Annotated in this window: 24 protein-coding genes and 2 other annotated features; of the genes, 23 read left to right on the forward strand and 1 reads right to left on the reverse strand. The window is 37.3% G+C overall.

All coding sequences use genetic code 11. The features are described from left to right. Positions 1–24 precede the first annotated feature (24 nt). The 7 genes from CRO00_RS09420 (at position 25) to CRO00_RS09450 (ending at position 10,237) form a co-directional block, all read left to right on the forward strand. A complete protein-coding gene (locus CRO00_RS09420) occupies positions 25–2,064 on the forward strand; it encodes an Hsp70 family protein (RefSeq protein ID WP_161946656.1) in 2,040 nt (679 codons plus the stop codon). After that, positions 2,061–5,291, forward strand: a complete 3,231-nt coding sequence (locus CRO00_RS09425) for an acetate and sugar kinases/Hsc70/actin family protein (RefSeq protein WP_097073440.1) — start codon at positions 2,061–2,063, stop codon at positions 5,289–5,291. Before CRO00_RS09420 ends, CRO00_RS09425 begins: the two co-directional genes overlap by 4 nt. 64 nt (positions 5,292–5,355) lie before the next feature. Then, the gene (locus tag CRO00_RS09430; RefSeq protein ID WP_097073441.1) at positions 5,356–5,694 is read left to right on the forward strand and encodes a PAAR-like protein; all 339 of its coding nucleotides are present in this window, start codon (positions 5,356–5,358) and stop codon (positions 5,692–5,694) included. A gap of 10 nt (positions 5,695–5,704) precedes the next feature. Next, positions 5,705–6,526, forward strand: coding sequence for an SH3 domain-containing protein (locus CRO00_RS09435; RefSeq protein ID WP_097073442.1), 822 nt, complete (start codon positions 5,705–5,707; stop codon positions 6,524–6,526). Between the two features lie 12 nt (positions 6,527–6,538). Next, entirely contained in the window at positions 6,539–9,394 is a 2,856-nt protein-coding gene (locus CRO00_RS09440) for an acetate and sugar kinases/Hsc70/actin family protein (protein WP_097073443.1), read from the forward strand. Positions 9,395–9,531: 137 nt separating this feature from the next. Next, positions 9,532–9,771, forward strand: a complete 240-nt coding sequence (locus CRO00_RS09445) for a hypothetical protein (RefSeq protein WP_097073444.1) — start codon at positions 9,532–9,534, stop codon at positions 9,769–9,771. 10 nt (positions 9,772–9,781) lie between these two features. Further along, on the forward strand, positions 9,782–10,237 hold the full coding sequence (locus tag CRO00_RS09450) for a hypothetical protein (protein WP_097073445.1): 456 nt from the start codon (positions 9,782–9,784) through the stop codon (positions 10,235–10,237). 39 nt (positions 10,238–10,276) lie between these two features. Here the strand turns inward: CRO00_RS09450 and CRO00_RS09455 are convergent, their stop codons facing one another. Next, positions 10,277–11,023 carry an SDR family NAD(P)-dependent oxidoreductase gene (locus CRO00_RS09455; protein ID WP_097073446.1) on the reverse strand — a complete coding sequence of 249 codons (747 nt, stop codon included), beginning with the start codon at positions 11,021–11,023 and terminating at the stop codon, positions 10,277–10,279. Positions 11,024–11,229: 206 nt separating this feature from the next. Between CRO00_RS09455 and ispF the strand changes: the two genes are divergently transcribed. From ispF to rpoB, 16 genes are all read left to right on the forward strand, one after another. Next, complete coding sequence (ispF, locus tag CRO00_RS09460) at positions 11,230–11,706, forward strand: 2-C-methyl-D-erythritol 2,4-cyclodiphosphate synthase (RefSeq protein ID WP_097073447.1); 477 nt, start codon at positions 11,230–11,232, stop codon at positions 11,704–11,706. Positions 11,707–11,841: 135 nt separating this feature from the next. After that, positions 11,842–13,302, forward strand: coding sequence for a glutamate--tRNA ligase (gltX, locus tag CRO00_RS09465; protein WP_097073448.1), 1,461 nt, complete (start codon positions 11,842–11,844; stop codon positions 13,300–13,302). Positions 13,303–13,378: 76 nt separating this feature from the next. Beyond that, positions 13,379–13,599, forward strand: a binding site (T-box leader). Positions 13,600–13,678: 79 nt separating this feature from the next. Beyond that, entirely contained in the window at positions 13,679–15,082 is a 1,404-nt protein-coding gene (gene cysS, locus CRO00_RS09470; RefSeq protein ID WP_097073449.1) for a cysteine--tRNA ligase, read from the forward strand. A gap of 2 nt (positions 15,083–15,084) precedes the next feature. Then, positions 15,085–15,501, forward strand: coding sequence for a Mini-ribonuclease 3 (locus CRO00_RS09475; RefSeq protein ID WP_097073450.1), 417 nt, complete (start codon positions 15,085–15,087; stop codon positions 15,499–15,501). 1 nt (position 15,502) lies between these two features. Next, complete coding sequence (gene rlmB, locus CRO00_RS09480; RefSeq protein WP_202615650.1) at positions 15,503–16,255, forward strand: 23S rRNA (guanosine(2251)-2'-O)-methyltransferase RlmB; 753 nt, start codon at positions 15,503–15,505, stop codon at positions 16,253–16,255. 2 nt (positions 16,256–16,257) lie between these two features. Further along, on the forward strand, positions 16,258–16,770 hold the full coding sequence (locus tag CRO00_RS09485; protein WP_097073451.1) for an NYN domain-containing protein: 513 nt from the start codon (positions 16,258–16,260) through the stop codon (positions 16,768–16,770). Positions 16,771–16,844: 74 nt separating this feature from the next. Continuing rightward, positions 16,845–17,492 carry an RNA polymerase sporulation sigma factor SigH gene (sigH, locus tag CRO00_RS09490; protein ID WP_097073452.1) on the forward strand — a complete coding sequence of 216 codons (648 nt, stop codon included), beginning with the start codon at positions 16,845–16,847 and terminating at the stop codon, positions 17,490–17,492. Between the two features lie 86 nt (positions 17,493–17,578). Continuing rightward, entirely contained in the window at positions 17,579–17,725 is a 147-nt protein-coding gene (gene rpmG, locus CRO00_RS09495) for a 50S ribosomal protein L33 (RefSeq protein ID WP_097073453.1), read from the forward strand. 59 nt (positions 17,726–17,784) lie between these two features. Further along, entirely contained in the window at positions 17,785–17,970 is a 186-nt protein-coding gene (gene secE, locus CRO00_RS09500; RefSeq protein ID WP_097073454.1) for a preprotein translocase subunit SecE, read from the forward strand. A 168-nt stretch (positions 17,971–18,138) separates the two neighbouring features. After that, positions 18,139–18,675 (forward strand): transcription termination/antitermination protein NusG, encoded by a 537-nt coding sequence (gene nusG / locus CRO00_RS09505; RefSeq protein WP_097073455.1) that lies wholly within the window; start codon positions 18,139–18,141, stop codon positions 18,673–18,675. A gap of 238 nt (positions 18,676–18,913) precedes the next feature. Beyond that, positions 18,914–19,339, forward strand: coding sequence for a 50S ribosomal protein L11 (gene rplK / locus CRO00_RS09510; protein ID WP_141396955.1), 426 nt, complete (start codon positions 18,914–18,916; stop codon positions 19,337–19,339). Between the two features lie 122 nt (positions 19,340–19,461). Beyond that, positions 19,462–20,154 (forward strand): 50S ribosomal protein L1, encoded by a 693-nt coding sequence (rplA, locus tag CRO00_RS09515; RefSeq protein ID WP_097073457.1) that lies wholly within the window; start codon positions 19,462–19,464, stop codon positions 20,152–20,154. Positions 20,155–20,213: 59 nt separating this feature from the next. Continuing rightward, positions 20,214–20,363, forward strand: a sequence feature (ribosomal protein L10 leader region). A gap of 33 nt (positions 20,364–20,396) precedes the next feature. Further along, positions 20,397–20,900: a 50S ribosomal protein L10 gene (gene rplJ / locus CRO00_RS09520; protein WP_097073458.1), complete on the forward strand. Its 504-nt coding sequence runs from the start codon at positions 20,397–20,399 to the stop codon at positions 20,898–20,900. Positions 20,901–20,978: 78 nt separating this feature from the next. Then, positions 20,979–21,338: a 50S ribosomal protein L7/L12 gene (gene rplL, locus CRO00_RS09525; protein WP_097073459.1), complete on the forward strand. Its 360-nt coding sequence runs from the start codon at positions 20,979–20,981 to the stop codon at positions 21,336–21,338. Between the two features lie 85 nt (positions 21,339–21,423). Next, entirely contained in the window at positions 21,424–22,026 is a 603-nt protein-coding gene (locus CRO00_RS09530; protein WP_097073460.1) for a class I SAM-dependent methyltransferase, read from the forward strand. A gap of 241 nt (positions 22,027–22,267) precedes the next feature. After that, positions 22,268–25,825, forward strand: a complete 3,558-nt coding sequence (rpoB, locus tag CRO00_RS09535) for a DNA-directed RNA polymerase subunit beta (RefSeq protein WP_202615651.1) — start codon at positions 22,268–22,270, stop codon at positions 25,823–25,825. Positions 25,826–25,836: the final 11 nt, after the last annotated feature.

Below are 25,836 nucleotides of genomic sequence, written 5' to 3' on the forward strand. Positions count from 1 at the left end.
GCTGTAAAAGGAGAGTTTGAGAAAATGAAGATACAGGTAGGGATTGATTTAGGAACGACAAATACCGTTTGTTGTTGGATAAAGGATGGAAAGGAACAATACGTTCGTTTTGCTGGGAAGGATACGTTACCTTCTATACTGATGTATACGAATAATCAAGTATTTATTGGGGATGTAGCAAAACGTCGGTCCATTCAAAATCCTGACAACTTTATTCGCTCTGCTAAAACATACATGGGGGATGAATCTTGGGTTCAAGAGATCGATGGAAGAAGTTTTAATGCTACGGATGTTGCTGTTGAAATACTAAAATATGTCCGTGAACAATTGATATCTTCATTCCATTTAGATTCTGACACAGAAGTTGAGGCCGTCATTACAGTACCTGCTTATTTTAAAGCAAAACAGAGGGAAGAAACTAAAATTGCTGGAGAACGAGCTGGATTAATCGTGAAAAGTATTATCCAAGAACCAGTTGCAGCAGCACTTGCTGATACGGCTAGTCGTCAGGAAGAAGAACGGATTTTTGTGCTTGATTTAGGTGGGGGTACATTCGATGTAAGTATTCTAAACTATTCACCCGATAGTCAAGAAAGTTACAGTATCGAAAAGATTGCTGGAGATTCAAAGCTAGGCGGAGATAACTTCGATGAAGAAATTAAAGAATGGTTATTTAGTAAAGTTGCAAAGGAAACAGGAGTCAATTTACGCGACGATCAGTGTGGGATTCAAGAAATAAATAGGGTACGCGAAAGAATACATCGCTTAGCGGAGGAAATAAAAATCGATTTAAGTATGAAAGAGGTTGCAGCAGGAAATTTAGCAAATTTGTTTGCTCATGATAACGGTACTTACAACTTGGAAGTTACGATGACACGAGAAGAGTTTGAAGAAGAGTGCTCTCTACTATTTAAGAAAATCGAGCGTACGATGCAACGAGCGCTACGAGATTGTTCTTTAGAACCTGATGATATTCAACGTATTTTATTAGTGGGCGGCTCTTCACAGATTCCAAAAATTAAAGAAATTACAAAGTCTCTCTTTGACAAAGATCCTCACAAAGAAAAGGATTTATCAAAAATTGTCGCAGCGGGAGCAGCTCTTTATGCTTCGAATCATGAAGGAATGGTTGAAAAAGTAGCAAACATATTACCACATTCTCTAGGGATTGAAGTAACGAGCGGTAATGAACAAGGTAAGATGGAAATCATGCTTAAAAGAGGGTCAAGATACTCAACGAAAAAGGACAAGCTCTTTACAACGAGTGAAGATTACCAAGATGCAATTATTATCAATATTTTTGAGGGTGAAAATGATTTCACGAAGGATAATGAGTTCTTTGGTTCGCTAATTCTTGATGGTATTGAAAAGGCTGAAAAAGGAAAGCCGAGGATTTCCATTTCCTTCATGTTTGATAATGATGGAATCTTACATGTACAAGCAAAAGACTTAAATACAAACGTTGAAATGAATAGCCAAGTAAAAATTGATAAACAAGCACCAAAAGTCGTTGCCCCAACCTCTACGAATATTGCCTTAATGATTGATACTTCTGGCAGTATGAAAAAAGACGGAAAGATGTTTAAAGCACAGCAAGCTGCCAAAACATTAGTAACGAAACAACTGGATTTATCTTTACACTATGCGGCTATTGTTAGCTTTGCAGATGGTGTAAAAGTAGAATCAAATTTCACACAAAATTCACAACAACTATGTGATGCAATTGATCGACTAACACCAAGGGGAGGAACACATTTACAAGTTGCCTTCCGCGAGATGCAAGAAGTGTTTAAAAAAGGTGTGAATAGTAGTAATTGCGCTATTATGGTGACGGATGGGCGGACAAGCCATGAAAAACTTGCAATCCAAAAGGCACAAGAACTTAAAGATCAAGGCGTTCGTATCGTAGCAATCGGTGTGGGTAGTGATGTGAAAATGAATTATCTAATGGGTATTGCAACAGAACAATCAGACTGCTACACGATTGCCAATATGGATGAGCTGACAGATATATTTGCGAAAGTATCAAGTTCATTATGTGTCGTGAAGGAGGCAATTGGATGATAACTGGGACAGATTTAAGAGAACAGTTTTGCAATCGTTTAAGAGAATTAGACTCGCAAAATGTATTGCCAGATGAAATTTTTACATCTCTTTATAATGAAATCATCATTTGCGACAGTACGGAGATTGAGAGATTTGGTTTAGAGATTGGGCAGCAAGTGGCCCATATATTAAATGCAGATGATGTCGACTATTGGTATGAAGTTGAAGAATTAAAAAATAAATATGTCAAAGCATTAGTCCTAGAACTTTTCTATGAAGTGCTCGCAATCGATTTTGAAGAATATAAAGACAATTATCGAGGCATTACGGGTGAACAAGCAGCAACGGAAGAAGTTGTAACGATAAACCATCATTCAAGTTTTATAGAATGGGCACAAAAAGGCACTGTAGATTTGCATAAGTTAACAACCCATGAAATCTACGAGGCGGTTGTGGATTTAGAGCAAGTTTCACTAGATATCGACTTATGGATTAGTGATGAAGTTATAAACTCAGGTGATGCTAGTACGGTTGTCGAAGCACTTGACCAAATTGAAAATAACAAAAAGTACAAGTCTGTTAAAGAACAACTATTGGAGCGTTTAGAGTTGTTATTAAAACCATATAAAGTGGGTACTTCAGAGCCTAAAGTAGAGCAAAAATCCAACGTCGACATTGAAGCTTGGGCTACCTGGTACAATAAGAATGGTGGGCAAGTGTACAATCAAGCTCAAGAAACACAAGATTCTGGAGCACCAAATAAAATTTATTGGTATGAAAACGTCAATTTAGAAAAGTACGATCAATACGAAATTCATGGACAGTTAACGTTACATGAAGAGGATGTTCTTATTTGTAATGGCCCAGATGGAGAGGTATTTGTAGGCTTAGCAAAGCTAGTAACAATCCAAGGCGAAAATGGTGAAAAACAAGTCATCACATGGAATAAAGAGATGATTGTTGAAGATGTATCCACTTTAACAAATGAACGATATTGTCTTTTAGCTGTAGAGAAGAATGACGGTCCTTTTTTCCAAGAAGCTGTGGTAAACGGCCAATTACCAAAATGCACTGTTTACCGTTTGCCTTTTAAACTAAGCTACGAGCCGTTAAATAAAATTGACTCGCCTTTATGTATTGATTTTGGTACGACCAATACGACAGTAGGCTGCTATTTAAAGCGTAATTACGTTCCGAACATGCCAACAAATTCAATTACGATTGGCAATGTACACTATGAAGGTTTAGAAATAGATGATTACGTTTCTGATGGTGTGAATTTTATTCATTTTTACGATAAAACATCTCGGGAAAAGCGTACGATTGAGGAAATGAAGAACTTTACAATTCCAACAGTTGTTTATGCCGATGCAATTGACCCATCAAGTGGGGAAATTCGTTATCAATATGGCTACGATGCATTAGCTGCTGTTCGTAAAATAAAAGATAACACACAACAATATTTAACTGAACGAAAAGTTGGAACATTAATATATGGTCTGAAACGATGGATTAATGAGTTAGATGTTTTAGAAGAATTAATTGATAGTAATGGCAACAAAGCTGAAGTCTCACGTCGAGACATTGTAAAAGGTTATATTGAATACGTTATTGAACGGGCAACACATCAAGTAAAAGGGCATTTTAATAAGCTTCATTTCTCTGCACCAATTAAAATGAAGGCACAATTTATCCAAGCGTTTACAGAAATGTTACCACAACACGAAGTATTAACAGACCAACATACATTGGATGAAGGTGTGGCTGTTTTATATGATGTGATACACCAAGAAATGGACCGTAAAAAAAATGAACAACAATATAAAGGACAGGCTTTCATTATTGATTGCGGTGGTGGTACAACCGATTTAGCCAAATGTGAATATGAAGTAGAACGAGGCGGGTTTTTAGGCGAAATCAATCTACTGATTAAAACAAATTTTGTGAATGGAAATCCAAACTTTGGTGGAAATAATTTAACGTATCGAATTATGCAAATGCTAAAAATTAAACTAGCACCATACTATTTAGATAATATGTTAGACAAGGCTGAACTAGATAAAATAACATCTGTTGACGAATATGTTTGTACTAGGGAAGAAGCGGTTCAGAAAATCAATGAATCGATCAGTGAATCGGAAGAAAGTGCAATCACTGCCATATATAAAGAATTAGAAGATACGTATAAAAAACAAGAAAAAATTATTCCAACCCGTTTCAAGCAATATGAAAGTAAAAGTAGTCAATATGTAGAGAAAGTACGTCACAATTTCTACTTCTTATGGGAAATGGCTGAAAATATTAAACGCGACTTCTTCAGTAAATTAGATAAAGTAACAATGGATTTAGACGAAAAAATTGAGGCAAAAGTAGGGCAATTTAAAGTGTATGTGGAACGTAATGGGGATTTACAGGAACAATTAGATAAGCCAGAAAAGTTCTCATTTACGATCCGTGAAGTCGAACAACTAATCGTACCGGATATTTATGCAGTTGAGCACCAGTTTTTAAATAACTTAGATTTTGAAAATATTCTTAAAATGACAACGATTAAATTAACAGGCCAATCATGTCGGATTCCGTATTTCCGTGATATGTTGAAAGAATTTATTCCAGGAAAGTATATTCGTTCATCATCACAAAGCAAAGACTCTGCTAAACAAGCATTAGAATTAAAGCTTGCATGTGTACGTGGAGTTATCCATTATTGGCGTGACCAAGCAAAAGGTGAAATAATTCCGAGAATAGAACAATTGAGTCCTGTAATACCTTATGATGTCCTGCTTGAAGCACCAGTAAAGGTACTAGATCAGACTAATAAAGTTCAGGAAACAAATTTATTGCTGTATAAAGGTGAAAAAATTGGAAGCGCAGTTGGGGTAGCGGCAATTTCAAACCGTGCTGAATATGTGGAAGTCAAAATACGCAACGAACGAAAGCAAATTGGTGGGGATCGTATCATTTCGTTAGTTGACGGGACAGAGAGCTATTATACGACTGCCCAATTACAAGATAAATTGAAAGCGAATGGCTTTACGGAGGGAGATTTACGATTACAGTTATTCAATGACCCTAGTCTGCGCAGATTTAACTTACTATTTACATATACAGATGCAGATGCATGGGGATTCACGATACAAACTACTTCCTTCGATGAGGAACAAGGGCAATGGAAAGTACGCAGCCACTATGAACCATTTGAAGGCCTAGATGCTTACGAAAACTTCTTTGACGGCGCACATTAATTAAAACTTATTTAGGTGGGTATCCGAATTGTCGGTGCCCACTTTTTGAAAGGAAAAGTGGAAAATGGATGAAATTATTGTAGATGGAGCGAGGTTAAAGTGCGCGGGTGGACCTAACGCCCTCTTAAAACTGCAGGTAGTAATGTCCTCTGTAAAAGTGAATGGCAAAAAGGTTGCGACAATGAACAATAGTAAAGTAGTTGCAACAGGCATTTGCCAAATAAAAACAACAGCTGCTCAAGGTGTTGCACAGCCCTGCATTCCTCAATTAACGCAATGGTTCCCTGCTAGTCAATCCTTAGTAGTAGATGGTTCGAAACCACTACTTACGTCAAGCTGTGTTACATGTGTGGTTGGTGGTCGCGTAACTATCCAATCAAGTGAATTTGTAAAACTGAAATAAGAGGTGTCGCATGGAAGAAGAATTCATAAAAAAGTTACTAAAAGCTTTAGAACATAAAAAAGTACAAAAGGCCATTCAAAAAATTGTCCAAAAAGAAGACCAAGTCCTGCCATATTATGAATCTCAGGAAAAAGATTATCAGATTCAACAATTAACAGTAAAACTTCAACAGATACATCAGGATTTTGATAAGGTAACTTATGAATTACAACAAGCGAATGACAAAGCGTTCAGTGAGGCACAAAAAGTTGCCCAGTTAAATCACCGTATAAATCAAATAGAAGGTGAAAACAACCAACTGAAACTAGCTTTATATAAAGAACAGCAATCCCATGATGAATGGAGACAACGTGCTGAACAAGCGGAACGTTCTTTAATAAAATCACAACAAGTAATCACTCATTTAGAATCTCGTTTTGTTGGTGCTGAAGCGGCCTTTAGTGAGTTTTTACAATTAACAGCGCCAACGAGATTAGCATTACAAGGCATTTTTAAAGGGTATTCAATCGATGAGTTTTTATACTGTGGCATTCAGCATGAAAATATAGAGCCTTTATGGGAATATATCAAGCGTGAAATCCTAGAAGATCGAGTGTCAGATATAGCTTGTTTGGTGGGGATCTTCAACTTCTTTTTTGAAGCACATAACAAAGTTTATGATCAACCGTTATTTGAACGATTGTCCGTGCTTGTGGGTGATTCATTTGATGAACAGGAACATATACGAGGGACTCAAAGTAAAGTATCTGGAATGATCTCAGAAGTATTGTTTATAGGATTTCGAAATAAAAAGACAAATAAAATCATCAAAAAGTCAATTGTACGGGTGTAGGGGGAAATAACCGTGATGGAAACAAAAGTTCTAACAACGATGCAAGTACATGAATCTGAGATAGATAAAATTGTAGAAGTAGCAGTAAAGAAAAAGCTTGATGAAGTTTTAGCCCGCTTTACCCATGAAAATGAGCTTCTTTTTAAGGAACTAGATAAGTTGATTGCAAAACGTTGGGTGTTTATGGAAAATGAAAAGGTGTTTTACGACAATGAAGTAGTTGCGTTGTTCCCAGATTTAGACCATTATGAATGTGCATATATTAATACCCCACAATTATCGAGCGTTCCAAAGTCAAAACTAAGGTTCTCCAAATTTGATGGGGAAGTTATGACATTAACTGAGTGTAAAGTAAGTTTTAATAAAAGGATCGCTTTCCCATTTAAAAAGGGAGAGCATTCTATACAATATAAAGGACAAACTACATCATACCGAATGGCAAATTTGAAAAGTGGTAATTCATTACACGGATTCGATATGGATGATGATAGTCTTCGAAGTGAACCAGGAGTGTTAATGCCGATATATCGATTAAATGGTGTAAATAGTCCGAAACTAAATAACATAGAAGTAATAAAACGGTGGCTAAAACATAGTCTAATTCCTAAAGGCCTGTCTGCAAAAGGTCAGAAACAATATAAAAGAATCTTAGAATCAAAATATATTTCCTTTGATGGTAATGCGCCAATTTTAAACGTAACAACCTTATATGAAGATGTGAATAATGGAATAGCTAACGAAAACTTCTTTGATATTAATTTAGATTGTAATGAAATCAAACAATCTCTTATCAATCAATCAGCTGAATTTCCAAAAGAACTTCTAGCAGATAAATTACTTTACTGTGAAAAGAGTCGTGCCGATATTGAGCCATATGACGAAAAAATTCTGTCGGACCCGAATAGAGGGCATTGGGATTTATGGTCATATACAGCGAGTAGCAATGAAATTGAGATTAAAGTAACTGATGGTTGGATTGCTCGGGACCCACGAACAGACATTAAAGAAGATGGCGTGATTGGCATTGACTTTGGAACAAAAAGTACAGTTGTGGTGCATCAAGAAAACAGCGATTATTCATTGCCAATGCGTATTGGGGTAGGGAATTTTAGTAAACAAATCGAAGCGAGTCATTATGAGAACCCGACCGTTATCGAATTTATTAATTTAGACCGCTTTTTGGAGCAATATGAATTGAAAAAGGGACGTCCTAATACGTTATGGGAAGATGTAACAGTTTCTCATACCGCTTTTAATAGCTTAATGGAGAGCAGTAGTGAAAACTATTACACGATTTTAAGCGACTTGAAACAATGGGCCGGGGATAAAAAACGTCAAATTCGCCTAAAGGATAAAGCTGGTGAAGATATTGTTTTACCATCATTTTTAGATTTAAGTGAAGACAATGTGAACCCGATAGAGCTGTATGCTTATTACATTGGTTTATATATTAACAACCAACATAATGGAATTTACTTAGATTATTCTTTATCTTTCCCTGTTACATACGAGAAGGAAGTGCGAGAAAAAATTATTGAAAGCTTTGAGAATGGATTGAAAAAGTCACTACCAATCGCTGTACTTGAAGATGAAGAAGTGATGAAAAAATTCCGTGTGATCAGTGGAGCAAGTGAGCCAGCTGCTTATGCCGTTTGTGCAATGCAGGAGTTTGGCTTTGAACCGGAAGAAGACGAGCCTCTATTTTATGGAGTCTTTGATTTTGGTGGCGGTACAACGGATTTCGACTTTGGTATTTGGCGAGCAGCAGAAAGCCCAAAAGAGCGCCGATTTGATTTTGTTATTGAACACTTTGGTGCAGGTGGAGATAAGTATCTTGGTGGGGAAAATCTATTGGAATTAATGGCATTTGAAGTCTTTAAACAAAACCAAGAAGTTTTACGCAATGCTCAAATTACCTTTACATTGCCACCCGAATGTCAAAAGTTTGCAGGAAGCGAAGTATTAATTAGTGATTCACAAGAGGCAAAATTAAATACAAAGCAATTAATGGAGCAGTTACGCCCACTTTGGGAACGTCATGAAGGATATGAAAGTAAATTTGACAAAGGGATTTTAAAAGTCACAACGCTATTCGATAAAACAGGTGTTCAAAAGCCAAATTTTGAATTAGATGTAGATCGTGAAGCACTAGAATCATTAATAAAAGCAAGAGTTGAAAAAGGGGTACGCAACTATTTTGATGCCCTCCAACAAGCTTTAAATAATCCACTAGCTGAAGGGGTAGAAGATGTCATTATCCTACTAGCTGGAAATTCAAGCAAGGCAGACATTGTAGAATCCTTGTTTGAAGATTATAGTGAATCATTTAAAGAAAAATTAGGAATTGAACTATTTGTATTCCCTCCACTTGGGACAAATCAAGCGTATGAAATGATGGAAGCACGTGGTTTCACCGTTGAACGCGATACAATTACACGCCCTACTGGAAAAACGGGGGTGGCATTTGGTCTTGTACAAAGTCGTAAAGGCGGCAAAATCAAAGTGGTTGATCACAATGTAGTAGAAGACGATGAAGTGAAATTTAAGTACTTTATTGGTTCAAGTAAACGTGGGAAATTTAAAGTAGATATAGACCGTGAGACACCATATAACGAATGGCTTCTGTTTATTGATGCAGCAGAAGAAGATTTTGAATTGTATTATACATCGTTACCAGAAGCTACAAATAATCAGCTCGATATCTCTCAAGTGCTACGAAAAAAATGTCGAATTGATTCAGTAAATGAAGATGCATTTGTTTACCTTCGAAAAGTAAGCCCGACTATTATTGAGTATGTTGTCGCAACAGAAGAAGGAATTCAAAATGCAACGTACAGTTCAGATATAACAACTCTGGAATTAAATTAGTTTCTACATGGCAGTGTAAAGTCTGAAGCGATTTTTCACTGCCCTTTTACATATTAAAAGTTTAAAAGTACATACAGTTGTCCAAGTGAATATATAAAATATAATTATCAGGATAAGTCACAACTGTGGAGGGAAAAATGATAGAGATCGACAAACAAATAAAAAGAGCTCATGCCGTTTACGAGAGATGGATGCAAATGCAAGACGATTGCTCTAATCATATTAATGTTGAAGTATTTATGAGCCATTATTTATACCAAGATTTAGTGCTCCTTCAAAACGAATCCACAACAGATTTAGGAGCGTATATTAAGGTGTTTTTAAATTACTCACAAACAGAAATTGCGAGAATACTTGAGAGGCAAAATCTAAACTAAGGGGTGCTATATGTTAAATAAAATAAAAGCAGGAATTTCGAAAGTGGTTGAACAAAAAGGAATTACTATTTCAATTACAGCAGATATTTTAAACAACTTGATTAATCGTTATCCAATTGACTCTATTACCAATTCTAAAGTGGAAATTGAAGATGGAATTGTACAACTTTCTGGGACAACGAAAATTAAAAAGTTTGGTTTGGAAAAAGAAATAGATTTTACGTTATTTTTAAGACCAATCAATGTTGAAAAGCGCAATTTACAACTAGAACTAGTGAACATGAAGCCGATTAATATTGATCAAATTAATAAAAAAGTGCTCCAGAGACCGCCTATCCTTACATATGAAAAAAGTATTATCAGTATCGATTTAAATGGGATAGAGGCGGTTAGAAAAATCCCTGTAGGAAATGTCCAACAGCTTGATGTGGAGGATAATAAAATTATCGTGGGGATTGGAATCTAAAAAAACACCCGAGGCTAATTTGCGCTCGGGTGTTCGTTTTTAAATTGCTGTATATCCACCATCTACAAGTAAGTTGCAACCTGTTACAAATTCATTTTCACATAGGAAGACAATCGCATGAGCAATTTCTTCTGGTTGACCAAGACGGCCAATTGGATGACGAGCAACTAACCCTTCATAGAAATCACCTAATGCTTCTCTGTTTACCATGCCTGATTCAACATAACCTGGGCATACGGAATTGATTCGAATATTTTTGCTAGAGTATTCTGCTGCTAATGATTTTGTCATAAGATTAGCAGCACCTTTAGAAGCGTTGTATGCAAATGCTCCTGCTTCACCCACTGTACCTAAAATCGATGCAACGTTTACAATTGCACCGCCACTACCTGTTTTCAAAAACTCTTGAATGGCATACTTACTGCCGTAGAAAATACTATCTTGGTTCACTTTAATTACACGGTGATATTCTTCATATGTTAGTTCATGAGTAGAGGCTAAAACACCAATTCCTGCATTGTTAACAATGATGTCTACTTTACCGTAAGTATCTACTGCAAATTTAACGAGTGCTTGTACAGCTGACTCCTCTGCCACATTCGCCTCGAAAAATGTTACTTCCCCACCAGTTTCACGAATCGAAGCCACATGTTGATTGCCTGCTTCTGTATTAATATCTGAAAGAATAACTTTCGCGCCTTTTTCAACAAATGCTTTTACTGTTGCTAATCCAATACCTGAAGATCCACCAGTAACGATGGCAACCTTATCTTGTAAGTTGAACATTTTAATAGCCTCCTCGATGTGTTGTTCACATTTAAGTATTACGTTTCCAACCTTTAATATTCAGTTTAAATTAAGGAAAATCCTGCTTACAATCAAACATAATTGGAAATATGTTAATATATGAAGTGGATAATTAGATAAATTAATTTGTAAAGGACGGTGAGTGCTGTTTGTGTCGGGTGTGACCGATCACAGCAGCTAAAAATATGTTTCGAGTTGGACAAGGTTTTGACGTGCATGCATTTGCAGAAGGGCGTCCTTTAATTTTAGGCGGGATAACGATTCCTCATGATCGTGGGCTTTTAGGGCACTCGGATGCTGATGTGTTATTACATACAGTAACAGATGCAGCACTTGGAGCAATTGGAGAAGGGGATATCGGACACCACTTCCCGGATACAGATCCAGCATTTAAAGATGCTGACAGTGCAAAATTATTACAACACATTTGGAAGATTGTTGAGGAAAAAGGCTATGTTCTTGGGAATGTTGATTGCACAATTATGGCCCAACGTCCGAAATTAGCACCTTACATTGAACAAATGCGCAACCGGATTGCTGAACTTTTAAATGCTGAGGCATCACAAGTGAATGTCAAAGCAACAACTACTGAAAAGCTAGGTTTTACTGGTCGTGAAGAAGGGATTGCTGCAATGGCAACAATCTTGTTAATTAAAAAGTAAGGATTGGCGGATAAAGGGATAACTTTGGCGGATATTACTCCAAAGCAACAATCTAAGTAAGCCAGCTTTTATTTCACGTTACACAGTGGTAAAATTGACAAAGTGATTTTTTAACATATAGGAGGCACTTATACAATGACAAAAGAAGTTCGCGTTCGTTATGCGCCGTCACCAACAGGATTTTTACATATTGGTGGTGCACGTACAGCGTTATTTAACTATTTATTTGCAAAACACCATAATGGGAAATTTATCGTACGTATTGAGGACACAGATATCGAGCGCAATGTCGAGGGTGGGGAAGCGTCACAACTTGATAACTTACGCTGGTTAGGCATTACACCTGATGAGTCAGTGGATATCGGTGGACCATACGCACCATATCGTCAAATGGAACGACTAGATATTTATACAAAACACGCAGAAGAACTTTTAGAACGCGGCATTGCCTATAAATGCTTCTGTACATCAGAAGAATTAGAAGCTTCTCGAGAAGAACAACGCGCACGTGGGGTTGCAGCACCTACTTATGATGGGAAATGCCGTCATTTAACGCCAGCTGAAGTAGCAGCAAAAGAAGCAGAAGGTATTCCTCATACTATTCGTATGCGTGTACCAGAAAACACAACGTACAAATTTACTGACCTTGTGCGCGGTGAAGTAACATTTGAATCAAAAGATATCGGTGATTGGGTTCTTGTAAAAGCAAACGGAATTCCAACATATAACTATGCGGTAGTGCTTGATGATCATTTCATGGATATTACGCATGTATTCCGTGGTGAAGAACATTTATCAAACACGCCTAAGCAAATGATGATTTTCGATGCCTTTGATTGGGAATATCCTCAATACGGGCATATGACATTAATCGTTAACGAAGATCACAAAAAATTATCAAAACGTGATGAAACAATTATTCAATTCGTTTCACAATATAAAGAGCTTGGGTACTTACCTGAAGCAATGTTTAACTTCTTCGGATTATTAGGCTGGTCCCCAGAAGGTGAGGAAGAAATCTTTACAAAAGAACAATTTATCGAAATTTTTGATGAAAAGCGTCTTTCGAAGTCACCATCTATGTTCGATAAAAATAAACTAACATGGATGAATAACCAATATATTAAAAAGCTTTCTCTTGAACAAGTTGTGGAGCTATCTTTACCACATTTACAAAAAGCAGGCTTACTTCCACAAGAACTAAATGAAGAACAACAAGCTTGGGCTACTGCTTTAATCGGCCTTTACCATAATCAAATGAGTTTCGGTGCAGAGATTGTTGAGTTATCTAGTCTTTTCTTCACAGAGGAAATTGTATATAACGAAGAAGCGAAAGAAGTGCTAGCAGGAGAACAAATTCCTGAAGTAATGACTTCATTTAAAGCTCAACTTGAAGCCCTTGAATCATTCGATCCAGCATCAATTAAAGCGGCAATTAAAGCGGTACAAAAAGAAACTGGACATAAAGGGAAAAACTTATTTATGCCAATTCGCGTAGTAACAACTGGTCAAACACACGGTCCAGAATTAGCTGATGCAATTGCATTAATTGGTAAAGAAAAAGCCATTTCCCGTATTGAAAAATATGTAAAATAGTCGATTGCTATTAATTGACTTTTCAAATACCTATTGTAAAATGGATTTAACTTTATTCGAGTGAGCTTAAATATACTGTAAAGCGTTGAGAAGGAGAAGTACGTAAAATACGTTTTAAAGAGAGGGTCATCATTGGCTGAAAGTGACCTAGACCTCTATTTTTCGGAAATGCACCTTTCGAGTACTATGCTGAAAATTTTTGTAGGCAAGTCGACTCGTCCCCGTTACCGGACTAAAAGCGGAAAGCAAGATATTGCTTTCAATCAGAGTGGAACCGCGCAATAATGCGTCTCTGTCATTTCATAATGGAATGATAGAGGCGCTTTTTTTATTGAAATAAATAACTAAGGTAAATCTCAAAAAGGAGAGATTAATTATGGTAATTCAAATTTTTAACTCTTTAACACGACAAAAGGAGCAGTTTGTCCCACTTGAAGAAGGGAAAGTAAAAATGTATGTATGTGGGCCGACTGTATACAACTTTATTCATATCGGAAACGCTCGTCCTGTTATTGTATATGACACAGTGCGCCGCTATTTTCAATATAAAGGCTACGATGTTAAATACGTTTCGAACTTTACAGACGTAGACGACAAAATTATTAAAGCTGCAAACGAACTGGGCGAAGAAGTTTTCGAACTAACAGAACGCTTTATTCATGCGTACTTTGAGGATATAACAGCACTTGGCTGTAAACAGGCAGATGTTCATCCTCGAGTAACAAACCATATGGATGACATTATTGAATTTATAAAAGTTTTGGTTGAAAAAGGTTTTGCCTATGAATCGCAAGGGGACGTATATTACCGTACTCGTAAATTTGATGGGTACGGGAAACTTTCTCACCAATCGATTGATGATCTAAAGGTTGGGGCACGAATTGAAGCTGGTGAGAAAAAAGAAGACCCACTTGATTTTGCTCTTTGGAAAGCAGCAAAACCAGGAGAGATTAAATGGGAAAGTCCATGGGGTGAAGGTCGTCCAGGATGGCATATTGAATGTTCGGTTATGGCAAGAGAACATTTAGGCGACACAATCGACATTCATGCTGGAGGTCAAGATTTAACATTCCCGCACCATGAAAATGAAATCGCCCAATCAGAAGCCTATACAGGAAAAACTTTCGCGAAATATTGGATGCATAATGGATACATTAATATTGATAATGAAAAAATGTCCAAATCCCTTGGTAATTTCGTGTTAGTAAATGATATCCGTAAGCAAATTGATCCACAGGTGTTACGTTTCTTTATGTTATCAGTTCATTACCGTCACCCAATCAATTTTGCACAAGACTTAGTGGAATCTGCACGTGCTGGTTTAGAGAGACTTCGTACAGCTTATTCAAATGTGGAATACCGTTTAAATGCTGCCACGAATTTATCTGACAATGGTGACACATATTTAGAAAAAATTGAAGAGATTAAAAAGTTTTTTGAAGAAGCAATGGATGATGATTTTAACACAGCAAATGCAATTTCAGCTTTATTTGAATTAGCGAAGCTTGCAAACACATATTTAAACGAAAGTAATACAGAAGAGCGTGTATTAAATGCATTGCTCCAAACGTTTAATCAGCTTGGAGAGGTTTTAGGTATTCAGTTTAAAGTTGAGGCAGAATTATTGGATGAAGAAATTGAGGCTTTAATTGAAGAACGAAATCAAGCACGTAAAAATCGCGACTTTGCACGTTCTGATGAAATTCGCGACCAACTGTTAAGTATGAACATTATTTTAGAAGATACACGTCAAGGTACACGTTGGAAACGAGGGTTATAAGAATGTCACAACTTCGCATAGAAGATGTAAAACAGTTAAATGCATTGGCTCTAGCTTATATGGGAGATGCTGTTCTTGAGCAGCGAGTGAGAGAGCATCTCCTTCTAAACGGAAGAGCAAGGCCAAATCGACTTCATAAAGAAGCAACTAGCTATGTATCGGCAAAAGCACAATCCATGGTCGTTCATAGAATGATGAATGAAAATTATTTAACAGAAGAAGAGATAGCTGTTTTTAAACGAGGGCGCAATGCTAAATCAGGTTCAGTTCCAAAAAATACAGATGTTCAAACATATCATAATAGTTCGGGGTTTGAAGCAGTGTTAGGAAGTCTATATTTAACTAAGCAATATACACGGGTCAATGAAATCATTGATTATGCAATAGAAATCGTTGAACAATCGAAGGGAGCGTCTTAACTTGAGTGAGCAACAAGGAGAAATGATTGCTGGAAAAAATCCAGTACTTGAAGCGTTGCGTTCAGGTAGAGAAATTAATAAATTATGGATTGCAGAAGGTGTAAAAAAGACCGGAATCAATGAAGTTTTAGATTTAGCTCGTGAACGTGGCGTGCTTGTTCAATTTGTCCCAAAGAAAAAAGTTGATCAATTGTCTGATGCAAACCACCAAGGCATTGTTGCTTCTGTCGCGGCTTATCAATATGCGGATCTAGAAGATTTGTTTATTGCAGCCAAGAAAAAGAGTGAAGACCCATTCTTTATCGTTTTAGACGAATTAGAAGATCCGCATAATTTAGGCTCCATTATGCGAACAGCCGATGCCATTGGTGTGCATGGCATTATCATTCCGAAACGGCGCGCGGTGGGATTAACTGCTGTTGTTGCAAAAGCATCAACAGGAGCAATTGAACATGTACCGGTAGTGCGCGTAACAAATCTAGCACAAACTGTAGATGAACTAAAAGACCGTGGCGTATGGATTGCTGGAACTGATGCGAAAGGCTCTGTTGACTATAGAAAAATGGACGCTACTTTACCGTTAGCTGTCATAATTGGAAGTGAAGGTAGAGGGATGAGCCGTTTATTAAGAGATAAATGCGATTTCCTTTACCATCTACCAATGATAGGTCATGTCACATCGTTAAATGCTTCAGTAGCAGCAGCACTTTTAATGTATGAAGTATATAGAAAACGTCAAGAAAAGAATGAATAATCATGCAAACCATTTTAATTGTTGACGGCTACAACATGATTGGCTCTTGGAAGGAATTACGTCCTTTAAGAGATACAAATTTTGAAGAAGCCCGCAATCGATTGCTCGAACTCATGGCAGAATTTAAAGCTGCCATGGGTTGGCGAGTGATTGTTGTATTTGATGCCCACTTAGTGCCGGGTGTACAACAGACGTATGTTCAAAACGGTGTAGAAATTATTTATACTAGAAAAAACGAAACTGCCGATGAACATATAGAAAAGTTAACAAATGAACTGAAGGGCAGAAAAATACAAATTTATGTAGCTACTTCCGATATGACAGAACAAAATGTAATATTTGGACAAGGCGCACTGCGAAAATCGGCACGCGAGTTAGAAATAGATATGCAAATTATTAAGTCAAATATTTCACAAGAAGTTAAGCTAAAACACGAAGAAAAGCCTAAATCTAGAATTCAACTATCTAAAGAAGTTGAACTAGCTTTTGAGAAAATGAGACGGGGTTTGAAATAACTATTTGACCTATATTTTCCAATTCCGTTATACTGTTGCTATCATACAAATAGAACGTTACTGGGGTGAGAACGTTGCTAAGTATTAATCAAACACAGGTGTTACAACGTTTTGAGGATTTTGCAGATGAACAACTTGTTGAACAAGTGCATCAAGGTAATACAGAGGCGTTAGATTATTTAATTACGAAATATCGAATGTTTGTAAAGGCAAAAGCACGCTCTTACTTTTTAATTGGTGCAGATAAGGAAGATATTGTTCAAGAAGGAATGATAGGTTTATATAAAGCGGTAAGAGATTTTAAGGGAGATAAGCTCTCTTCATTCCGTGCTTTTGCGGAGCTGTGTATTACTCGTCAAATCATTACAGCTATAAAAACAGCAACACGGCAAAAACATATACCGCTAAATTCCTATGTATCTCTTGATAAACCAATTTATGATGAAGAATCAGATCGTACATTGATGGACATTATTACGAGCTCTGAATCAGAAGATCCGGAACATCTCATGATTAATCGCGAAGAATATTCACATTTAGAGATGAAAATTGGAGAAATATTAAGTGAACTAGAACAACAGGTGCTTGCATTGTATTTAGATGGACAATCCTATAATGAAATTTCAGAAGAGCTCAATCGTCATGTTAAATCGATTGATAATGCCCTTCAACGAGTAAAACGTAAACTTGAACGTCATCTTGAAATTGGAAAAATAGGTTAATTGCATGAGCTTAAGCTTGTTGACATCATCTTCTTTAGGTGTTAGTCTTTAGAAGATAAAAAGCCGAAATAGGTGAATTTTCATATATGTCTAAAAAAATTGTTTTATGCTGTGAAAAATGCGGTTCTCGAAACTACTCGGTTCCTGCTAGAGCAAATGAATCTAGTCGTCTTGAATTGAAAAAGTTTTGTTCCCATTGCAATGAACACACGATGCATAAGCAAACTAGATAATTTTACTGAAAGTTTTAGTTAGAACTAGAATAGATGATTTGTTCGGAGGTTAAGCTAGAATGGGCAAGATTAAAGGGTTTCTGTCAAACGTAATGTCAGAAATGAGAAAGACAAGCTGGCCAAAAAGTAAAGAACTTACAAAATATACTGTAGTAGTTGTCACTACTGTTATATTTATGGCAATATTTTTTGTGCTAGCTGACTTAGGCATTTCAGAACTATTCCGTTTATACTTGGATTCATAATTAAGAAATGTTAATACTTTAGAAAATAGCCCGTCTTAAAACTTACGGGTTTTTTTCATTTGTTTATTTTTATTACTTTGTGATAATCGTAATATTATATTCAATCAAATTTCGCCAGCGCATAAGTGATCAGTGGAGGAGGGACGGACGTACTTGTCCGGATACAATATGGAGAAGAGATGGTATGTAGTTCATACTTATTCAGGGTATGAAAACCGCGTTAAAGCAAATCTTGAAAAACGCGTAGAAACAATGGGGATGCAAGATAACATTTTCCGTGTTATCGTTCCTGAACATGAAGAAACAGATTTAAAGGACGGAAAAAAACGTACAGTTATGCGAAAAGTATTTCCGGGATACGTTTTAGTAGAAATGATCTTAACAGATGAATCTTGGTACGTTGTTCGTAACACACCGGGTGTAACAGGATTTATCGGTTCTTCTGGTGGAGGAGCAAAACCAACTCCTTTATTACCAGAAGAAGTTGATCGTCTATTGCGTCAAATGGGTATTGATAAAAAAGCTGTTGGTGAGTTAGACGTTACTGTGGGAGAAGTTGTAGAGGTATTAGACGGACCGTTTGCACATTTCCAAGGTAAAGTGGAAGAAGTCGACGCTGATAAAGGTAAAGTAAAAGTAATTATCGATATGTTTGGTCGTGAAACAAAAATGGAATTGGACTTTGAACAAGTTCAAAAAATATAGTTAAACGCAGACGCAATGTGGCTTAAAGGGTGGAAAGTTACCGGGAAGTATATTTAATTGATATTTATACTTGCGCAACTAAATTAAAAGTGGTATCATTTCCTAGGTCAGACCGTCAAAAGATAGTTTGGCTCACATAAATTAATTTTTTAATGTTATCAGCAATATGCTGACAGACAGATATTGAGTGGGAGGGGCAACCCAATTACCACATCACGGACTTAAGGAGGTGTGTCTCGTGGCTAAAAAAGTTATTAAAATTGTAAAACTTCAAATCCCTGCTGGTAAAGCAAACCCAGCACCACCAGTTGGTCCTGCACTAGGTCAAGCAGGTGTTAACATCATGGGATTCTGTAAAGAGTTTAACGCTCGTACTGCTGATCAAGCTGGTCTAATTATTCCAGTTGAAATCACAGTTTTCGAAGACCGTTCATTTACTTTCATTACAAAAACTCCACCTGCAGCAGTGTTACTTAAAGTAGCAGCAGGTATCCAATCTGGATCAGGTGAACCAAACCGTAAAAAAGTTGCAACGGTTAAACGTGATAAAGTTCGCGAAATCGCTGAACAAAAAATGCCAGACCTAAACGCTGCATCAGTTGAAGCGGCTATGGCGATGGTTGAAGGTACAGCACGAAGCATGGGTATTGTTATCGAAGACTAATTCCCATTTTACTTGATGATGAAGGCTTTTGTTTTTGGAGGTTGCGGTATGTTCTTAGGGACTCGCAACCTCTATTCGTGGGAGGAATATCCGCTATAACCACAATCAAGGAGGAAATTATAATGGCTAAAAAAGGTAAAAAACTGCAAGATGCAGCAAAATTAGTAGACCGTTCAAAATTATATACAGCTGAAGAAGCAATCGCTTTAGCAAAACAAACAAGCACAGTAAACTTTGACGCTACAGTTGAAGTTGCTTTCAGACTTGGTATTGACACTCGTAAAAACGATCAACAAATCCGTGGTGCAGTAGTGCTTCCAAACGGTACTGGTAAAACTCAACGCGTGTTAGTATTCGCAAAAGGTGAAAAACTTAAAGAAGCAGAAGCTGCAGGTGCAGATTATGTTGGCGATGCTGAGTACATCAACAAAATCCAACAAGGTTGGTTCGAATTTGATGTAATCGTTGCAACTCCAGATATGATGGGTGAAGTTGGTAAACTTGGTCGTGTGTTAGGACCTAAAGGTTTAATGCCAAACCCTAAAACTGGTACTGTAACTTTTGATGTTACTAAAGCAATCGAAGAAATCAAAGCTGGTAAAGTAGAATACCGTGCAGACAAAGCTGGTATTATCCACGCTCCTATCGGTAAAGTTTCTTTCGATAACGAAAAATTAGTAGAGAACTTCAAAACTGTATTTGAAGTTGTTCAAAAAGCGAAACCAGCAGCAGCTAAAGGTACTTATATGAAATCAGTTAACGTTACTACAACAATGGGACCATCTGTGAAAATTGATGTTGCTAGCGTTAAATAATAAATATATATCATAAAGTTATTGACAACCATCTGCATCCTTGATATGATGTATGACGTTGTGAATATCCATTTGTACCGTAGACAGTAGGGGTGCTACTTAAGCACTTAAATTTCCCTACCGAGGACATCGAAATCAGATTCTTATTAGATGATGAATTTTCCAGCCTCTAGTCTACTTTTATGGCTAGAGGCTTTTCTTTTGTCGGTATAAATGACCCATTCTATTAGGAGGTGTCAAACATGAGCGTTAGTGCAATTGAAACTAAAAAAGTTCAAGTACAAGAAATCGCTGAGAAATTCCAATCTGCTGCTTCTGTAGTAGTTGTGGACTACCGTGGTTTAACTGTTGCTCAAGTTACAGAACTTCGTAAACAACTACGTGAAGCTGGTGTTGAGTTCAAAGTTTACAAAAACACTTTAACTCGCCGTGCTACAGAAATCGCTGGCGTAGATGCAATTAACGAATTCTTAACTGGTCCAAACGCTGTTGCGTTCTCAAACGAAGACGTAGTAGCTCCAGCAAAAATCATCAACGAGTTCGCTAAAAAGAACGAAGCGCTTGAAATTAAAGCTGGTATCATCGAAGGTAACGTATCTTCAGCTGATGATGTTAAAGCACTTGCAGAACTTCCATCACGCGAAGGCTTACTTTCAATGCTTTTATCAGTTCTTCAAGCTCCAGTGCGCAACTTCGCACTTGCAACAAAAGCTGTTGCAGAACAAAAAGAAGAACAAGGTGCATAATCACAAGCCTAAACTTCAAAAAACATTTGGCCGTATAGCCTAAAAATAAAACTAATATCCACATAGGAGGAAAATAAAATGAATAAAGAGCAAATCTTAGAAGCTATCAAAGCTATGACAGTTCTTGAATTAAACGATTTAGTAAAAGCAATCGAAGAAGAGTTTGGTGTAACAGCTGCTGCTCCTGTAGCAGTAGTAGGTGGCGCAGCTGCTGCTGTTGAAGAAAAAACTGAATTTGACGTAGTATTAGCATCTGCTGGCGATCAAAAAATCAAAGTTATCAAAGTGGTTCGTGAAATCACTGGTCTTGGCTTAAAAGAAGCTAAAGAAGTTGTAGATAACGCTCCAAAACCACTTAAAGAAGGCGTTTCTAAAGAAGAAGCTGAAGAAATCAAAGCTAAACTTGAAGAAGTTGGCGCTTCAATCGAAGTTAAGTAATTTTTTACTTACCTTATTTTCAATAAAAAAAGTAAGCTCGTCTATTTTGACGGGCTTTCTTCATTTCTTTGAGGAGGGCACGTAGATGTCTGAACATTACTATTCAAAGAAGCCTCAAACTGAAAGTAAACCACGCCAATGGAAATTTAAATTACGAGGGTATTCGTTTTTATTTGAGACGGATACAGGAGTATTTAGTAAAAGCGAAGTAGATTTTGGATCCCGTGTGTTAATAGATACTTTTACACTGCCCAATATTGATGGTGCAATTTTGGATGTTGGTTGCGGATATGGACCAATTGGTTTGTCGATAGCCAAAGAAAATCCAGAACGTATGGTCTATATGATGGATATAAATGAACGTGCAGTGTCATTAGCGAAAAAAAATGCTGAATTAAACGGAGTTCAAAATGTACGAATTTTTGAAAGTGATGGGTTAGCTGAAGTAGAAAGTGATTTACAAGTAGCAGCCATTTTAACAAATCCACCAATCCGTGCAGGAAAAGAAACGGTATTTAGGTTCTATGACGGAGCTTATGAAAGATTAGCGCAAGGTGGCGAGTTGTGGATTGTAATTCAGAAGAAACAAGGGGCACCATCGACGGTAGTTCATTTAGAAGAGAGTTTTGCAGAAGTTGATATAGTCGAGAAGAAAAAAGGATATTGGATTATACGTGCCAAAAAATAACGGAAGCGTATAAATTATTGACTTGACAAATCGGCTATGATAACATAATAAAATGCAAAAATATTATTTTGTGGGAGTTTGCCCTTTTGTATGCAACGCCATTTCAGTGGGTATACTTGCCATGAATAAGTTAAGTTTAACCGAAAATGACGTCTAAGAAAAGACTCGTTTTCTTTTTGTCTTTCGAAATCATACACTATTTAGTTGGTTTTGCAAAGACCTATTATCGCTTTAATGAGGGGTGAATGAGTTGATAGGTCAACTAGTTCAGTACGGACAACACCGCCAGCGTAGAAGCTTTGCGCGTATTAAAGAGGTGCTGGAGCTTCCGAATCTAATTGAAATTCAAACAGCATCTTACGAGTGGTTCCTTGAAGAAGGATTGCGAGAGATGTTCCGCGACATTTCTCCGATCGAAGATTTTACAGGTAATCTATCTCTTGAATTCATCGATTATACGTTAGGTGAGCCTAAATATGATGTGGATGAATGCAAAGAGCGTGACGTTACTTATGCTGCACCATTGCGTGTAAAAGTACGTCTCCATAACAAAGAAACAGACGAAGTAAAAGAGCAAGATGTCTTCATGGGTGATTTCCCTTTGATGACAGAAACTGGTACGTTCGTAATTAATGGTGCCGAGCGCGTTATTGTATCGCAATTAGTTCGTTCACCGAGCGTTTACTTCCATGATAAAACTGATAAAAACGGTAAAAAAGGTTTTGGTGCAACAGTTATTCCAAACCGTGGTGCATGGTTAGAGTACGAAACAGATGCAAAAGACGTTGTTTATGTTCGTATCGACCGTACACGTAAACTACCTGTTACAGTACTTTTACGTGCATTAGGATTTGGATCTGATGCAGAAATCATTGACATCCTTGGTGACAATGAATACCTACGTAATACGTTGGAAAAAGATAATACTGATAGTACTGAAAAAGCACTATTAGAAATTTATGAACGTCTACGTCCGGGTGAACCACCTACTGTAGAAAGTGCTAAAAGCTTATTATATTCACGTTTCTTCGATGCTAAGCGTTACGATTTAGCAAACGTTGGACGTTATAAAATGAATAAAAAGCTTCATATTAAAAATCGTTTGTTTAACCATACGATTGCTGAGACTCTTGTTGACCCAGAAACTGGAGAAATTATCGTTGAAAAAGGTACAACGTTAGATCGTCGTACTTTAGACCGTATCATTCCTTACTTAGAGAATGGCATCGGATTCCGTACTTTATCACAAGTTGGTGGAGTACTTGAGGATGATGTAACAATACAATCAATTAAAATTTATGCTCCAAATGATGAAGCTCAAAAAGAAATTAACGTTATTTCAAACGCTTATATTGATGAAGAAGTGAAAAATATTACACCAGCTGATGTAATTGCTTCAATGTCTTATTTCTTTAACTTATTATATGGCGTTGGAAATACAGATGATATTGACCATTTAGGAAATCGTCGCTTACGATCTGTCGGCGAATTATTACAAAACCAATTCCGTATTGGTTTATCTCGTATGGAACGTGTAGTTCGTGAACGTATGTCTATTAACGACACAGCTTCTATCGTTCCTCAACAATTAATTAATATTCGTCCAGTAATTGCATCGATTAAAGAGTTTTTCGGTAGCTCTCAATTATCACAATTCATGGACCAAACAAACCCATTAGCGGAGTTAACGCACAAACGTCGTCTATCTGCCTTAGGCCCTGGTGGTTTAACTCGTGAACGCGCTGGTATGGAAGTACGTGACGTTCACTATTCTCACTACGGTCGTATGTGTCCGATTGAGACTCCTGAGGGTCCAAACATCGGTTTAATTAACTCATTATCTTCTTATGCAAAAGTTAATAAATTTGGTTTCATTGAAACGCCTTATCGTAAGGTTGATCCTGAAACAGGACGTGTAACGGAACAAATTGATTACTTAACTGCAGACGAAGAGGATAACTATATTGTTGCACAAGCAAACTCACCATTAAATCCAGATGGTACGTTTGCAAACGAGGAAGTATTAGGTCGTTTCCGTGGGGATAACACTGTCTTCAAAAAAGAACGTGTAGACTACATGGACGTATCACCTAAACAAGTAGTATCTGCAGCCACTGCATGTATTCCATTCTTAGAAAACGATGACTCTAACCGTGCTTTAATGGGAGCGAACATGCAACGTCAAGCGGTTCCTCTACTTAATCCAGAAGCACCATTCGTTGGTACTGGTATGGAACACGTAGACGCTCGTGATTCAGGCGCTGCAGTTGTTAATAAATACCACGGTATTGTTGAACATGTTGAAGCCCGTTCGATTCATGTTCGTCGTATCGAAGAAATTGATGGAAAAGAAGTTAAAGGTGAATTAGTGAAATATAAACTTCAAAAATTCACTCGTTCAAACCACGGTACTTCAATTAACCAACGTCCAATTGTTAAAGTTGGCGATCGCGTAAAACCAAAAGACATTTTAGCTGATGGTCCTTCTATGGAACTTGGTGAACTTGCATTAGGTCGTAACGTATTAGTTGCCTTCATGACTTGGGAAGGGTTTAACTATGAAGATGCTGTAATTATGAACGAACGTCTTGTAAAAGATGATGTTTATACTTCTGTGCATATTGAAGAGTATGAATCAGAATCACGTGATACAAAACTGGGACCAGAAGAAATCACTCGCGACATTCCAAACGTTGGGGAAGATGCTCTTCGTAATCTAGATGATCGTGGTATTATCCGCATCGGTGCTGAAGTTCGTGATGGCGATATTCTAGTAGGGAAAGTAACTCCTAAAGGGGTAACTGAACTTACTGCTGAGGAACGTCTATTACACGCAATCTTCGGTGAAAAAGCTCGTGAAGTTCGTGATACATCTCTACGTGTACCTCATGGAGCTGGCGGTATTGTTCTTGATGTTAAAGTCTTCAATCGTGAAGATGGCGACGAATTACCACCAGGTGTTAACCAATTAGTCCGTGTTTATATTGTTCAAAAACGTAAAATTCGCGTTGGGGACAAAATGGCCGGACGTCATGGTAACAAAGGGGTAATTTCACGTATTTTACCTGAAGAAGATATGCCGTTCATGCCAGACGGAACACCTGTAGACATCATGTTAAATCCACTAGGCGTACCATCTCGTATGAATATCGGACAAGTATTAGAGCTTCACTTAGGTATGGCAGCTCGTTACTTAGGTATTCATATGGCTACACCAGTATTTGATGGAGCCAATGAAGAAGATGTTTGGGAAACGATGGAAGAAGCAGGTATGAACCGTGATGGTAAAACAATTCTGTATGATGGTCGCTCTGGTGAACCATTTGACAACCGTGTTTCTGTAGGTATCATGTACATGATCAAACTTGCTCACATGGTTGACGATAAACTTCATGCTCGTTCAACTGGACCATATTCACTAGTTACTCAACAACCACTTGGAGGTAAAGCTCAATTTGGTGGTCAACGTTTCGGTGAGATGGAGGTTTGGGCACTTGAAGCTTACGGTGCTGCCTATACACTTCAAGAAATTTTAACAATTAAATCCGACGATGTTGTTGGACGTGTTAAAACTTATGAAGCAATTGTTAAAGGTGAAAGCGTACCAGAACCAGGTGTACCTGAATCTTTCAAAGTATTAATTAAAGAACTTCAATCATTAGGTTTAGACGTGAAGATGCTTACAATCAATGACGAAGAAGTTGAACTTCGTGATCTTGATGATGAAGATGAACTTCAACCAACTGATGCATTGAACATCTTACCTAAAGAAGAAGACGCTGTAGAAACGATTGAATAATCGGTTAGTAG

Source organism: Ureibacillus xyleni (genome assembly GCF_900217795.1).
Lineage (GTDB): Bacteria > Bacillota > Bacilli > Bacillales_A > Planococcaceae > Ureibacillus > Ureibacillus xyleni.

Bases quoted from the DNA above. Each gene is read 5' to 3' on its own strand.
- CRO00_RS09420 (WP_161946656.1), top strand. From the start codon at position 25: ATGAAGATACAGGTAGGGATTGATTTAGGAACGACAAATACCGTTTGT.
- CRO00_RS09425 (WP_097073440.1), top strand. From the start codon at position 2,061: ATGATAACTGGGACAGATTTAAGAGAACAGTTTTGCAATCGTTTAAGA.
- CRO00_RS09430 (WP_097073441.1), top strand. From the start codon at position 5,356: ATGGATGAAATTATTGTAGATGGAGCGAGGTTAAAGTGCGCGGGTGGA.
- CRO00_RS09435 (WP_097073442.1), top strand. From the start codon at position 5,705: ATGGAAGAAGAATTCATAAAAAAGTTACTAAAAGCTTTAGAACATAAA.
- CRO00_RS09445 (WP_097073444.1), top strand. From the start codon at position 9,532: ATGATAGAGATCGACAAACAAATAAAAAGAGCTCATGCCGTTTACGAG.
- CRO00_RS09450 (WP_097073445.1), top strand. From the start codon at position 9,782: ATGTTAAATAAAATAAAAGCAGGAATTTCGAAAGTGGTTGAACAAAAA.
- CRO00_RS09455 (WP_097073446.1), bottom strand. From the start codon at position 11,023: ATGTTCAACTTACAAGATAAGGTTGCCATCGTTACTGGTGGATCTTCA.
- ispF (WP_097073447.1), top strand. From the start codon at position 11,230: ATGTTTCGAGTTGGACAAGGTTTTGACGTGCATGCATTTGCAGAAGGG.
- gltX (WP_097073448.1), top strand. From the start codon at position 11,842: ATGACAAAAGAAGTTCGCGTTCGTTATGCGCCGTCACCAACAGGATTT.
- cysS (WP_097073449.1), top strand. From the start codon at position 13,679: ATGGTAATTCAAATTTTTAACTCTTTAACACGACAAAAGGAGCAGTTT.
- CRO00_RS09475 (WP_097073450.1), top strand. From the start codon at position 15,085: ATGTCACAACTTCGCATAGAAGATGTAAAACAGTTAAATGCATTGGCT.
- CRO00_RS09485 (WP_097073451.1), top strand. From the start codon at position 16,258: ATGCAAACCATTTTAATTGTTGACGGCTACAACATGATTGGCTCTTGG.
- rpmG (WP_097073453.1), top strand. From the start codon at position 17,579: ATGTCTAAAAAAATTGTTTTATGCTGTGAAAAATGCGGTTCTCGAAAC.
- secE (WP_097073454.1), top strand. From the start codon at position 17,785: ATGGGCAAGATTAAAGGGTTTCTGTCAAACGTAATGTCAGAAATGAGA.
- nusG (WP_097073455.1), top strand. From the start codon at position 18,139: ATGGAGAAGAGATGGTATGTAGTTCATACTTATTCAGGGTATGAAAAC.
- rplA (WP_097073457.1), top strand. From the start codon at position 19,462: ATGGCTAAAAAAGGTAAAAAACTGCAAGATGCAGCAAAATTAGTAGAC.
- rplJ (WP_097073458.1), top strand. From the start codon at position 20,397: ATGAGCGTTAGTGCAATTGAAACTAAAAAAGTTCAAGTACAAGAAATC.
- rplL (WP_097073459.1), top strand. From the start codon at position 20,979: ATGAATAAAGAGCAAATCTTAGAAGCTATCAAAGCTATGACAGTTCTT.
- CRO00_RS09530 (WP_097073460.1), top strand. From the start codon at position 21,424: ATGTCTGAACATTACTATTCAAAGAAGCCTCAAACTGAAAGTAAACCA.